General features: G+C 60.6%; 11 protein-coding genes. 5 read left to right on the forward strand and 6 right to left on the reverse strand.

Annotation, left to right across the window (positions count from 1 at the left end; genetic code table 11):
* Positions 1-21 precede the first annotated feature (21 nt).
* The 3 genes from ACIPZE_RS07755 to ACIPZE_RS07765 all read right to left on the reverse strand — a co-directional run bounded on the left by ACIPZE_RS07755 (position 22) and on the right by ACIPZE_RS07765 (position 2232).
* On the reverse strand, positions 22-450 hold the full coding sequence (locus tag ACIPZE_RS07755; protein WP_283436814.1) for a molybdopterin-binding protein: 429 nt from the start codon (positions 448-450) through the stop codon (positions 22-24).
* Between the two features lie 140 nt (positions 451-590).
* Positions 591-1271 carry a M24 family metallopeptidase gene (locus ACIPZE_RS07760; RefSeq protein ID WP_283436815.1) on the reverse strand — a complete coding sequence of 227 codons (681 nt, stop codon included), beginning with the start codon at positions 1269-1271 and terminating at the stop codon, positions 591-593.
* Between the two features lie 82 nt (positions 1272-1353).
* Complete coding sequence (locus ACIPZE_RS07765; protein WP_026000443.1) at positions 1354-2232, reverse strand: putrescine utilization regulator PtrR; 879 nt, start codon at positions 2230-2232, stop codon at positions 1354-1356.
* Between the two features lie 103 nt (positions 2233-2335).
* On the opposite strand from ACIPZE_RS07765, the gene ACIPZE_RS07770 reads away from it, so the two are divergent.
* The 3 genes from ACIPZE_RS07770 (at position 2336) to ACIPZE_RS07780 (ending at position 5152) form a co-directional block, all read left to right on the forward strand.
* Positions 2336-3727 carry an aldehyde dehydrogenase family protein gene (locus ACIPZE_RS07770; protein WP_400772253.1) on the forward strand — a complete coding sequence of 464 codons (1392 nt, stop codon included), beginning with the start codon at positions 2336-2338 and terminating at the stop codon, positions 3725-3727.
* Between the two features lie 145 nt (positions 3728-3872).
* Positions 3873-4469, forward strand: a complete 597-nt coding sequence (locus ACIPZE_RS07775; protein WP_283436817.1) for a paraquat-inducible protein A — start codon at positions 3873-3875, stop codon at positions 4467-4469.
* Positions 4466-5152, forward strand: coding sequence for a paraquat-inducible protein A (locus ACIPZE_RS07780; protein ID WP_283436818.1), 687 nt, complete (start codon positions 4466-4468; stop codon positions 5150-5152). The genes ACIPZE_RS07775 and ACIPZE_RS07780 overlap by 4 nt, the downstream gene beginning before the upstream one ends.
* Here ACIPZE_RS07780 and ACIPZE_RS07785 read toward each other — a convergent pair.
* The gene (locus ACIPZE_RS07785; RefSeq protein WP_283436819.1) at positions 5085-8111 is read right to left on the reverse strand and encodes an FAD-binding and (Fe-S)-binding domain-containing protein; all 3027 of its coding nucleotides are present in this window, start codon (positions 8109-8111) and stop codon (positions 5085-5087) included. The genes ACIPZE_RS07780 and ACIPZE_RS07785 overlap by 68 nt on opposite strands.
* A gap of 158 nt (positions 8112-8269) precedes the next feature.
* Here ACIPZE_RS07785 and ACIPZE_RS07790 point away from each other — a divergent pair, with 158 nt between their 5' ends.
* Complete coding sequence (locus tag ACIPZE_RS07790; protein ID WP_283436820.1) at positions 8270-9154, forward strand: LysR substrate-binding domain-containing protein; 885 nt, start codon at positions 8270-8272, stop codon at positions 9152-9154.
* Positions 9155-9251: 97 nt separating this feature from the next.
* On the opposite strand, the gene ACIPZE_RS07795 is transcribed toward ACIPZE_RS07790, so the two are convergent.
* Both ACIPZE_RS07795 and ACIPZE_RS07800 read right to left on the reverse strand, forming a co-directional pair.
* Positions 9252-10526 carry a glucarate dehydratase family protein gene (locus tag ACIPZE_RS07795; protein WP_283436821.1) on the reverse strand — a complete coding sequence of 425 codons (1275 nt, stop codon included), beginning with the start codon at positions 10524-10526 and terminating at the stop codon, positions 9252-9254.
* 30 nt (positions 10527-10556) lie between these two features.
* Positions 10557-11924, reverse strand: coding sequence for an MFS transporter (locus ACIPZE_RS07800; protein ID WP_283436822.1), 1368 nt, complete (start codon positions 11922-11924; stop codon positions 10557-10559).
* Positions 11925-12043: 119 nt separating this feature from the next.
* On the opposite strand from ACIPZE_RS07800, the gene ACIPZE_RS07805 reads away from it, so the two are divergent.
* Positions 12044-12943, forward strand: coding sequence for a LysR substrate-binding domain-containing protein (locus ACIPZE_RS07805; protein WP_283436823.1), 900 nt, complete (start codon positions 12044-12046; stop codon positions 12941-12943).
* Positions 12944-12959 lie beyond the last annotated feature (16 nt).

Raw genomic sequence — 12959 nt, forward strand, 5'->3', positions numbered from 1 at the left:
TTTATTTGCCTGAAAGCTAAATCAGGCTGGAACGCCCAGGATGATGTGCGAAGCCTTGATCACCGCCGTGGCGCTGACGCCTTTGGCCAGGCCCAGCTCGGTAACGGCATCGCGGGTCACGATCGAGTAGACCTTGGAGCCGCCAGCCAGCTCGATGACCACTTCGGCGTTGACCGCACCGTCAGTCACGCTCAGCACTTTGCCTTCCAGGCAGTTGCGCGCCGAGAGGCGGATGTCGCTGGACTCGGTCATCAGCATGACCCATGGCGCCTTGACCAGCGCAACGGCTTCTTTGCCGACGGCGATGCCGAGGTTCTTGATGCTTTCCATGGTCACGACTGCAACCAACAGCTCACCGCCAGCCAGGGTCAGTACCACTTCGGCGTTGACGGCGCCGGCCTGAACATTGCTGACTTTGCCTTTGAATACGTTGCGTGCACTGACTTTCATGCTGGACGTCCTGTTTTTTGACTTTAGAGTTAGGAAACGGCGTGCATCATCGAAGTTGACGCTATATAAAAACAACTACAGCGCTGCGCCCTGTTGTCACGCCCCCTACATAAAAGCACGCTCTCAAAAAACAGCACGACTCAGATCAGCAGATCTTCATAGAACGCACCGAACGGTCGCGTCGGATGAGCGATCTGGATTTCCAGAATCCACACGCCGGCATTCGGTGCCTGCTCGAAATCGCCAAGGTCGCCGCCACGGTGAATCGCATGCGGAAAATCACTGACCCGATGCCCCTTGATATTCAGGTTCAACATCCAGCCCATCGCCTCGGCTTGATCCGTCGCATAGCGGTAAAGCTCAACCCCGGATACACCCTCACGCCAGAACGCCTCGACCCGGTCGAACAGCGCTTTGGCCGCTGCCGCGCAGGCTTTCATTTCCGGGTCCGATCCGCTGGTGTAAGTCGCCCCCGCATCACCTTCGTGGCCCTGCCAGACCACACCCATGTCGATGAAGAAAATGTCGTCTTCACCGAGCACCGGATCGCCGTCGGAGCGCTGCTTGAAGGTTTTCAGGGTGTTGGCGCCGAAGCGAATCAGCAGCGGATGCCAGATCCGGTCCATGCCCAGTTCGGCGAGGATTTCCTTGCCACGCGCCGTCGCTTCGGACTCCAGCATGCCCGGTTTGATCACTGCGGCGATGGCATCGACGGCCTTCCAGGTCAGCTGCTGGGCATGGCGCATGGTGTCCAGGACAAAACGTTCGCCGACCGCCTCCTTACCGCTCAGGGCTGCATTTTCGCTCAGGGCTGTACTCATTTCCTCGTCCTCATGGCTGCGCTGTATAGTTTTTTATATTGCGAAACTTCGATAAAGATACAGCCATGACACAAAGTGTCAATTACTCTTCTGCGCGCACCACGCCACGCTCTTCGAGCAGCCGCACGAACATGCTCAAACTGCGCGACACCGTCCCCCGACGCCATACCAGCCACGTCGTCAGGTAGCGAAAATCCGCCGCCAGCGGCCAGACGCTGACGGTTGCACTGCCCGGCATGCTCTGCAGCATCTTGCGTGGCATCAGGGCCAGACCGGCACCAGCGCTGACGCAGGCGAGCATGCCGTGATACGACTCCATTTCGAAGATTTTGCCGGGCACGGCGGCGTCGGTACTGAACCATTTCTCAAAGTGATGCCGGTAGGAGCAGTTGGAGCGGAAGGCATAGATGTTCTCGCCATTCACATCCGCCGCACGCTTTACCGGAGCGTGATTGAGCGGCGCGATGATGACCATTTCTTCCTCGAAGGCCGGCACGCCTTCCAGCGTCGGATGCAGCACCGGGCCGTCGACGAATGCTGCCGCGAGACGCCCGGAAAGCACGCCGTCGATCATCGTCCCGGACGGCCCGGTGGAAAGGTCCAGATCAACTTTCGGGTGCAACTGGTTATACGCCGCGAGCAGTTCGGGAATGCGCACCGCCGCCGTGCTTTCCAGCGAACCCAAAGGAAACGCGCCCTGCGGTTCTTCGCCCGCTACGGTGGCGCGCGCTTCTTGTACCAGGTCGAGAATGCGCCGCGCGTACTCGAGAAAACTCCACCCCGCCGGTGACAGGCGCAAACGGCTTTTCTCGCGAATAAACAGATCGACACCGAGATCCTGCTCAAGCTGCTTGATCCGCGTGGTCAGGTTCGACGGCACGCGATGGATCTGCGCAGCGGCGGCGCTGATGCTGCCGTGCTCGGCAACGGCCTTGAAAATTTCCAGTTGCACCAGATCCACAGTCATTCTCCAATCGTGAAAGAAACGATCTTTATTATTCAGTTTCCAGAAAACAAACACCACCCTACTCTAGGCTCATCCGACGAACATGCAGGACGAAGCCATGAGCCAGATTTCCAGCCAGACCCACGCCATCTCGATCAACCCAGCCACCGGCGAGCAGATCGGCCATTACGCCTTTGAATCCGCCGCCGCCCTCGATGCCGCGCTGACTCGTGCAGCCTTTGGCTTCGGCAAGTGGAAGCGCAAGCCGTTGCAGGATCGTTCGCGCCTGTTGACCGCTCTGGCCGCTGCGCTGCGTGAAACCAGCGATGCCATGGCGACGATGATCACTCAGGAAATGGGCAAGCCGATCGCTCAGGCTCGCGCCGAAATCGAGAAATGCGCCAAGCTCTGCGAGTGGTACGCCGAAAACGGGCCGGCCATGCTCGACGCGGAACCGACTCAGGTCGAAGGCGGCAAGGCGCGCATCGAGTACCGCCCACTCGGCCCGATCCTCGCCGTGATGCCGTGGAACTTCCCGATCTGGCAAGTGCTGCGCGGCGCCGTGCCAGCGCTGATCGCCGGCAACACCTACGTGCTCAAGCACGCGCCGAATGTGATGGGCAGCGCCTACCTGTTGCGCGATGCCTTCACCCGCGCCGGTTTCGCCGAAGGCGTGTTTGAAGTGATCAACGTCACCCCGCAAGGCGTGTCCAGCGCCATCGCTGACCCGCGCATTGCCGCTGTGACGCTGACCGGCAGCGTGCGTGCCGGCATGGCCATCGGCGCGCAGGCCGGTGCTGCATTGAAGAAATGCGTATTGGAATTGGGCGGTTCCGACCCGTTCATCGTGCTCAACGATGCCAATCTGGATGAAGCGGTACAAGCTGCGGTCATCGGTCGTTACCAGAACTCCGGTCAAGTTTGCGCAGCGGCAAAACGCTTGATCATCGAAGAAGGCGTGGTTGAAGAATTCACTCGCAAATTCGTCGAAGCCACACGCAAGCTGAAAGTCGGCGATCCGTTGGCCGCCGACACGTACATCGGCCCGATGGCGCGCTTCGACCTGCGCGACGAACTCGATCAGCAAGTGCGCGACACCCTGGAAGAAGGCGCGACGCTATTGCTTGGCGGCGGCAAAGCCGCAGGCGCTGGCAACTATTACGAACCCACCGTGCTGGCCGACGTCACCGACCGCATGACCTCGTTCAAACAGGAACTGTTCGGCCCGGTCGCGTCGATCATCACCGCCCGCGATTGCGCCCACGCAGTAGCGCTGGCCAACGACAGCGAGTTCGGCCTGACCGCGACGATCTACACCGCCAACGTGCAACTGGCCCAGCAACTGACCAGTGAACTGGAAACCGGCGGCGTGTTCATCAACGGCTACTCCGCCAGCGACCCGCGCGTGACCTTCGGCGGCGTGAAAAAAAGCGGTTTCGGCCGCGAGCTGTCGCACTTCGGCGTACGCGAATTCTGCAACGCGCAAACCGTGTGGCTCGATCGCAAGTAACCGACCTGACGCCATGTAGGAGCTGCCGAAGGCTGCGATCTGTTGATCTTGTCTTTTAAAAAACAACATCAAAAGATCGCAGCCTGCGGCAGCTCCTACGGGGGAGCGTCTATAGTGATCAGGTCTTTGCTGTCGAGCGTTGTCCATGGTCAACACTGAACACCTGATCATCTGCGAGCACTGCGATTGTGTGTATGAAAAAGCCGTGCTCGGCAAACACCAGAAAACCCTGTGCGCACGCTGCGGCGGTGTCCTGCAGCGTTTCAACGGCCTGAGCGTCGAACAACGCCTGGCGTTGACGTTCACGGCCGCCATGTTGTGGCTGTTCGCCAATTTCTACCCGGTGATGAGCATCAGCATGAAAGGCCTGAAAAACAGCGCGACGCTGTGGGACTCGGTGCTGGCGCTGAGTCAGGGGCCGATTACCTTTATCGCCATGGTTGCGGCCATTGCCATCATCATTGCGCCGGCGTTTCAACTGGTGTTGCTGGTGTGGGTGCTGAGCTTCGCGCTCTCCTCGCGACGGGCGCCGGGGTTCAAGCTGTGCATGCGCTGGCTGGAAACCCTGCGCCCGTGGAGCATGCTTGAAGTGTGTCTGCTGGGCGCGATGGTGGCAGTGTTCAAACTCGCCGGACTGCTCGACGTGTTGCCCGGCATCGGCCTGTTTGCGCTGGCGGTGCTGAGCCTGATGATGATCCGCATTGCCGGCCGCGACATTCGCGATCTCTGGGACATTCTATGAAGCGGCCACCGACTGCCAGCGAACTCGACCTGTGCCTGTGCCACAGCTGCGGGCTGGCCTGCGACATGACTGGCGAGCCGCACGAATGCCCGCGTTGCGATGCGCCGCTGCATCGGCGCAAGACCAACTCGCTGACGCGCACCTGGGCCTACATGCTCGCCGCGCTGGCATTTTATGTGCCGGCCAATCTGCTGCCGGTGATGAACACCACCATGCTCGGCAGTGGCGCCGACAGCACAATCATGAGCGGCGTCCTGGAGTTCTGGGAAGCGGGCGCGTGGGATATCGCGCTGATCATTTTCATCGCCAGTATCGCCGTGCCGGGGATCAAGTTCGTCGCCCTGACGTTACTGCTGACTACCGTACAACGTGACAGCGCCTGGGCGCGCAAGGAGCGTTCAAAGCTGTACCGCTTCGTCGAGCTGATCGGTTACTGGTCGATGCTCGACGTGCTGGTGGTGGCGTTGGTCGCGGCGCTGGTGAAATTCCAGGCCCTGGGCGACATCGAGCCACGACCGGGCATCCTGTTTTTCGGCCTGGTCGTGGTGTTCACCATGCTGGCGGCGATGAGCTTCGATCCACGGCTGATCTGGGACAAGGACTCGGACCAATCGCTCAGCGACGCTGAACCTCAAGCAGCACCTGCAACGGATGGCGCAGCGCCTGATCCGACTGGCGCTTGACCTGACTGCGGCAGGAATAACCGGTGGCCAGCGCTTCACCCTTCTCCGAGGGCGCCTCGACCTGACGCGCCCACGATTGCTCGTAGATCACCGCCGAGGTTTCACGGTTGCGTGCCTCATGGCCGTAAGTGCCGGACATGCCGCAGCAACCAGTGGCCTGCGTCGCCAACTTCAAACCGGCACGCTCGAACACTTGCTCCCATTGGCGAGTCGCGGCCGGGGCGTTGGTTTTCTCGGTGCAATGCGCGAGCAGACGGAACGACGCGGCGTTATCTTCTGACGCCTGCTGCGGCATCACCTTGAGCAACCATTCCTGCAGCAGAGCAACTTCCGGGCAATCCTGCATACCCGGCACTTTCAAGTATTCCTGGCGATAAACCAGGGTCATCGCCGGATCCAGCCCGAGCAGCGGCACACCCACATTGGCCAACTCACCCAACTGGCGGGCATTGCGCAACGCCGCACGGTTGAACGCCGACAGGAAGCCTTGCACATGCAGCGGCTTGCCGTTGGCACTGAACGGTGCCAGGTAAACCTGATAGCCCAACCGCGAAATCAGTTCGACCAGATCCGCCAGCAACGGCGCCTCGAAGTAACGGGTGAAGGCGTCCTGCACGATGACCACGCTGCGCTCGCGTTGCGCCTGGGTCAGCGCCGACAAGGTCGCGACCGTTGCCGGTTGCACCTGCCAACGACGCAGCGCCGCATGGAAATCGAAGCGACTGAGCAGCGGCACATCGACCATGCCGCCGGCACGTTCGAGCACACTGCGCAGCCACGCAGCGCCCATCAAACCGTTATACAACGCCGGTATCCGCGCCATGTAGGGGATGCTGTATTCCAGCGAGGCGATCAGATAATCCCGCGCCGGGCGCAGATAACGGCTGTGATACAGCTCGAGAAACCGCGAACGAAACTCCGGCACGTTGACCTTCACCGGGCACTGGCCTGCGCAGGATTTACACGCCAGGCAACCGGCCATGGCGTCGTAGACCTCATGGGAGAAGTCTTCGGATTGCGCGCGGGTATTGCGCCAGCGCTGCCACAGCGTGCTGAAAAACGCTGGTTGGCGAACGGCACTGGACAACACATCGACCCCCGCCTCGCCCTGCAAACGCAACCATTCGCGAATCAACGACGCGCGGCCCTTGGGCGATTGCGCACGTTCGCGGGTGGCTTTCCACGACGGGCACATGGCGTCGTCGGGATCAAAGTTGTAGCAGGCGCCGTTACCGTTGCAGTGCATGGCGGCGCCGTAGTCTTGCCAGACTTTCTCGTCAATCTGTCGATCCAGTTCACCGCGCAGGGTGACTTCGTCGATTTTCAGCAGGGCCGCCCCGCTGTTGGCAGGCGTGGCTATTTTGCCCGGATTGAATTGGTTGAACGGATCGAACGCGGCTTTCAGGGCTTGCAGCGCCGGATACAACTCGCCGAAAAACGCCGGCGCATATTCCGAACGCAAGCCTTTGCCGTGCTCGCCCCAGAGCAAGCCGCCGTAACGCTGGGTCAGCGCCGCGACGCCATCGGAGACCGGGCGCACCAGGGCCGCTTGCTGCGGATCTTTCATGTCGAGAATCGGCCTTACGTGCAGCACGCCGGCATCGACGTGACCGAACATGCCGTACTGCAAACCGTGGCTGTCGAGCAGGTCGCGTAACTCGGCGATGTACTCGGCCAAGTGCTGCGGCGGCACCGCAGTGTCTTCGACAAACGGTTGTGGCCGCGCCTCACCGGCAACGTTGCCGAGCAGACCGACTGCACGTTTGCGCATGCCGTAGACCTTGTTGACTGCCGCGTGCCCGACCGCCAGGGTATGGCCTAATCGCTCGACCGTGCGGTCGCGGCTCAAGTGCCCGACAAACGCCTCGACCCGACGTTGCAAGTCTTCGGGATCATCGCCGCAGAACTCGACCAGGTTGATGCCCAACGTCGGCCGCTCGGCGCTTTGCGGAAAGTATTCGGCGACGCCGTGCCAGACGATGTCCTGCATCGCCAGCAGCAAGACTTTTGAATCCACCGTTTCAATCGACAACGGCTTCAGCGCCATCAACGCGCGGGCATCGCGCAAGGCGTCCATGAAACCGCCGTAGCGGATATTCACCAGCATTGTGTACTTGGGAATCGGCAACACATTCAGCCGCGCCTCGACGACGAAACCCAGCGAACCTTCAGCGCCGCAAAGCACGCTGTTGAGGTTGAAGCGCTGATCCGCCTCGCGCAGGTGCGCCAGGTCATAACCGGTCAGGCAGCGATTGAGATCGGGAAAACGCGCTTTGATCAGCTCACCCTGTTCATCAATGATCTGCCGCGCGCAGCGATAGACTTCACCGACGCGATCTTCGCGCGCGCACAACGCTTCAAGCTCACTTTCTTCAAGGGGCAAACCGTGCAGACGCTCGCCTCCGCGCAAGACCATGTCGAGTTCAAGCACATGATCACGGGTCTTGCCGTAGGTGCAACTGCCCTGGCCGCTGGCGTCGGTGTTGATCATGCCGCCGACCGTGGCGCGGTTGGAGGTCGACAGTTCCGGGGCGAAGAACAGCCCGGCGGATTTCAATGCGGCGTTGAGCTGATCCTTGACCACCCCGGCCTGCACCCGCACCCAGCGTTGCTCGACGTTGATTTCAAGGATGCGGTTCATGTGTCGCGACAGATCAACGACGATGCCATCGGTCAGCGACTGGCCGTTGGTGCCGGTGCCACCGCCCCGTGGGGTGATCACCACTTGCCGGAAAGCCGGTTCGGCAATCAGTCGCGCCACTCGCGCGACGTCCTCGGCGTCCAGCGGAAACACCGCCGCTTGCGGCAGACGCTGATAGATCGAGTTGTCAGTCGCGAGCACCACGCGGCTGGCGTAATCGGCGCTGATTTCACCGCGAAAGCCGCTGGCCTCCAGGGCTTTGAGGAACTGCTGGTAATCAGTGGTCAGGGCTTGTGCGGGCGACAGCTGGGCAATCATCGGTCAGGGTATCTCGGTCAAAATCGGGCCGTGTGGCGGTGAACAGTTGTACGCAAGGAATGATTGCGTCAGGCTCCGCCATCTAATGGCGCCCATGTTCATTGCTGCAGGACATCGGGACAACCGTAAATTCGACCCGCTATTGATGACTTTTACGAATGAATCCGCGCACGCTCACCCCCTCCATGTCGTTATTGCTGGCTTTCGAGGCTGCCGCGCGCCACGAAAGCTACACCCGCGCCGCCCATGAACTGTCGCTGACGCAAAGTGCGGTCAGCCGGCAGGTGCAGATTCTCGAGAAAATGCTCGGCATGCGCCTGTTCACTCGCGAAGGTCGGCAAGTGGTGCTGACCGACGTCGGGCGCATGTATCAGCGTGAACTCGCGGAAGCGCTGGGGCAGATTCGCAGTGCGACGTTGCAGGCGATGGCCTTTGGTTCGGGCATTCACAGTTTGCGCTTGGCGACGCTGCCGACTTTTGGTTCGAAATGGCTGTTGCCGCGCCTGAAGGATTTCTACACCGCGCATCCGGGCATGACCGTGCACTTGCATTCGCGTATCGAAGCGATCGACTTTGATACCAGCGAAATCGACGCGGCGATTTGCGTTGGCGGCGGTGACTGGCCGGGGCTGACCGCCCTGCCCCTGCACACCGAAGAACTGGTGGTGATTGCCAGCGCGCAGCTGTCCTCGGCTGAACGCGACGACGCCGAACAACAGATTGCCGGGCAACTGCTGCTCAATGTCAGCAGCAATGCGCAGGCGTGGGCGGAGTGGTTCAGCCATCACGGCCTGCCACATCGCAGCATGCGTATCGGCCCGAGTTTTGAAATGACTTCGCACCTGATTCAGGCGGTGCGGGCGAATATTGGTGTGGGGTTGGTGCCGAGGATTCTGGTGGAGGATGAGTTGCACAGTGGCGAGCTGCTGCAATTGGGTGAGCCGATTACCAGTCGGCGCAGCTATTACCTGGTGTATCCGCCGCGCAATGAGAATTTGCCGTCACTGAAAGCGTTTCGCGATTGGCTGCTAGAAACGTTGTAACCGTGAGGACGCCAATCGCCAGCAGGCTCACTCCTACAGTTGGAACGCGTTTCCCTGTAGGAGTGAGCCTGCTCGCGATGGCGCCTATTCAGGCACCTCAAAACCTCGGTTTGACCGCCTTCCAGTCCGGCTTGTACCGCTGCATCTGTCGCACATCATCACGCTGGCGAATCCCGCACGTCAGGTACTGATCATGCAGCTTGCCCAACTGCTCATGATCCAGTTCCAGGCCAAGCCCCGCTGCCCGGCTGATCTTCACGCAGCCATCGACAATCGACAGCTTGCCACCCTTGATCACCTCTTCATCCGGCTCCTGCCACGGGTAATGGGTGTCGCAGGCGTAATCCAGATTCGGCACGGCCGCCGCCACATGCGCCATCGCCATCAGGCTGATGCCCAAGTGCGAGTTGGAATGCATCGACACGCCGAGGCCAAACACGTCGCACATCTTCGCCAGCGCCTGCGTGTCGCGCAGGCCGCCCCAGTAATGGTGGTCGGCGAGAACAATCTGCACGCTGTTCTGCGCGACACTGCGACGGAACTCGTCGAAGTCGGTGACCACCATGTTGGTCGCCAGCGGCAGACCGGTGCGCTTGTGCAGCTCGGCCATGCCATCGAGACCCGGGGTCGGGTCTTCGTAATACTGCAGATCATCGCCGAGCAATTCGGCCATGCGAATAGACGTTTCCAGCGACCAGTTGCCATTCGGATCGATGCGCAGCGGATAGCCCGGGAAGGCTTTTTTCAAGGCTTTGATGCATGCCACCTCATGCTCCGGCGGCAACGTGCCGGCCTTGAGTTTGATGCTTTTGAAACCGTACGCCTCGATCATCCGCGCAGCCTGCGCGACGATTTGCTGCTCGCTGAGCGCCTCGCCCCAGTTGTCCGGTTTGTACGGCGAATCGACATGTTGCGCGTACTTGAAGAACAAATAAGCGCTGAACGGCACCTCATCGCGAATCGCGCCGCCGAGCAGGTCCACCAGCGGCACATTCAGGTAATGCGCCTGCAAATCGAGAAATGCCACTTCGAACGCCGAATAGGCGTTGCTCACCGCTTTGCTGGCGTGGGAACCGGGCGCCAGTTCGGCACCGGCGATGCTCGCAGGTTTATTGGCGGCAACGGTGGCCTGGACGATCGCGCGCAATTGGTTGAGGTTGAACGGATCGAGGCCGATCAGTTGCACCTGCAACTGCTGTTGGATCGCCAGCGCCGGGGCATCGCCATAGCTTTCGCCGAGGCCTATGTAGCCGTTGTCGCTTTCGATCTCGATGATCGAGCGCAGCGCAAAGGGTTCGTGAATGCCGCTGGCGTTGAGCAGCGGCGGATCACGGAAGGCAATCGGGGTCACGGTGACACGGGTGATTTTCAAGATAACGCTCCTGACAGATCAACAATCAATTCAATGGCTCGCAGCCGGGCTGGCCGTCGCGACAACGGCGGTGTCGTCATAGGGCTTTGCCGGGGTTTTGCCTTTGGCACCCGGCGCCGTGCGGGCAAAGAAAATCACCACCGCTGCGATCAGCGACGTGCCAGCCAAGCCATACAGGCCGCCCTCGATAGAGCCGGTGGTTTGTTCGAGAAAACCAAATGCAGTCGGCGCGACGAAACCGCCGAGATTGCCAATAGAGTTGATCAGCGCGATCACCGCAGCGGCGATGCGCGCATCCAGATAGCTTTGCGGAATTGGCCAGAACAATGCCGACGCTGCCTTGAAACCGATGGCGGCGAAGCAGATTGCGACGAAGGCGAAAATCGGCCCGCCAGTGGTCGACATGAACATGCCGATGGCCGCGATCACCAGCGTCAGCGCGACCCACGCCTGTTGGAACTTCCATTTACCGGCCATCGCCGCAAAGCCGTACATGGCGACAATCGAAATGATCCACGGTATCGAGTTGAGCAGGCCAACCTGGAAATCGCCGAGATTGCCCATCTTTTTGATCATGCTCGGCAGCCAGAACGTCGCGCCGTAAATGGTCAGGGCAATGGAGAAGTAGATGAAACAGAACAGCGCAATCTGCCGATCCGCCAACAGCTTGAACATCGACGGCTTGGCGATCTGCACCGCTTCACGGGCCTGCTGCTCTTCGGCAATCGCCGCGACCAGTGCTTCGCGCTCCTCTTCACTCAGCCACTTGGCCTGACGCGGATGCGATTGCAGCCAGAACCAGACAAACCCGCAAAGCACCACCGACGCCGCGCCCTCGATCAAGAACATCCACTGCCAGCCGTGCAGGCCCAACCCGCTGATGTGCAGCAGCGCACCGGAGACCGGGCCGGAGATCACCGAGGCAATCGCCGAACCGCTGAGAAACACCGCCATGGTCTTGCCGCGCTCGGAGGCCGGCAGCCACTGCGTGAAGTAGTAAATGATCCCCGGAAAGAACCCCGCCTCGGCCGCGCCGAGAATAAAGCGCAGCACATAGAAACTGGTTTCGCCTCTGACAAACGCCATGGCCATGGCGGCGGCGCCCCAGGTAAACATGATCCGCGTCAGCCACACCCGTGCGCCGTAACGTTGCAGAAGCATGTTGGACGGCACTTCGAACAGCGCGTAGCCCACAAAGAACAAACCGGCGCCGAGGCCGTAAGCCGCCGCACCGATGCCCAGATCGGTTTCCATGTGACTGCGCACGAAACCGATGTTGACCCGATCGATGTAGTTGACGATGAACATCACCACGAACAGCGGCAGCACGTGGCGCTTGACCTTGGCGGCGGCACGGGCGAGAACCGTGACGTCCAGCGGATTCTGGAGGGTTTTCAAGGGGCGACTCCCGATCTTGTTTTTTTAGGGATGGCGTAAAGCGATGGACCGATCATGGACGGCGATCATTGATCCCGTCTAATCTAACCTGGCATTCGATTGATACCTGGATTAGATCAATGTTCGAACTGACTCAACTGCGCTGCTTCACCACCGTCGCCACCGAACTCAACTTTCGCCGCGCCGCCGAGCGACTGAACATGACGCAGCCGCCACTGAGCCGGCAGATTCAATTGCTTGAGCATCACCTCGGCGTCGCGCTGTTCACCCGCAGCACCCGCAGTGTCGCGCTGACCGCCGCCGGCCGGGCTTTTTTCATCGAAGCACAGAACCTGCTGGAGCGCGCGCAGCAAGCGGCAGTCACCGCCCGCCGGTTTGCCGAAGGCGATATCGGTTCGGTGAACATCAGTTTTGTCGGCAGCGCGGTGTATGAGTTTCTGCCCAAGGTTATCGCCGAGGCGCGCCTGAAACAGCCCCAGGTAAAAATCGATCTGTCGGAGATGAACACTTACCAGCAGCACGAAGCCTTGCGCGCGCGACGCATCGATTTGGGCATCGCCCGTGCGCCATTACTCGAGCCGGGATATGCCACTGAATGCCTGGTGCGCGAGCCGTTTGTACTGGCGGTACCGAGTGGCCATCCATTGGCGAGCGCGGCTGAAGTGGCCGTAAACGATCTGGATAAGCAGCCATTTCTGATGTATTCCCACGCCGCTTATCCGCCGTTCAACGAACTGCTGACCGGCATGCTGCGCTCGGCCCGGGTTGCACCGGATTACGTGCAGTGGCTGGGGTCGTCGCTGACGATTCTGGCACTGGTGAATGCCGGGATGGGCCTGGCACTGGTGCCGCGTTGTGCGACCAGTGTGGTGTTCAGGAATGTGGTGTTTCGCGATATCGATCTGGGCGAAGGGGTGCAGAGCGAGCTGCATCTGATCTGGCGGGAGAATAACGACAACCCGGCGTTTGCGATGTTGCTGGAAGCGATTCGCCGGGCGGTGGCTGAGGGGTGGGGCTGAAAGGCGCTAGCTCTTG

The sequence above is a fragment of the Pseudomonas sp. NPDC089741 genome (assembly GCF_044748825.1).
Classification (GTDB): Bacteria; Pseudomonadota; Gammaproteobacteria; order Pseudomonadales; family Pseudomonadaceae; genus Aquipseudomonas; species Aquipseudomonas helmanticensis.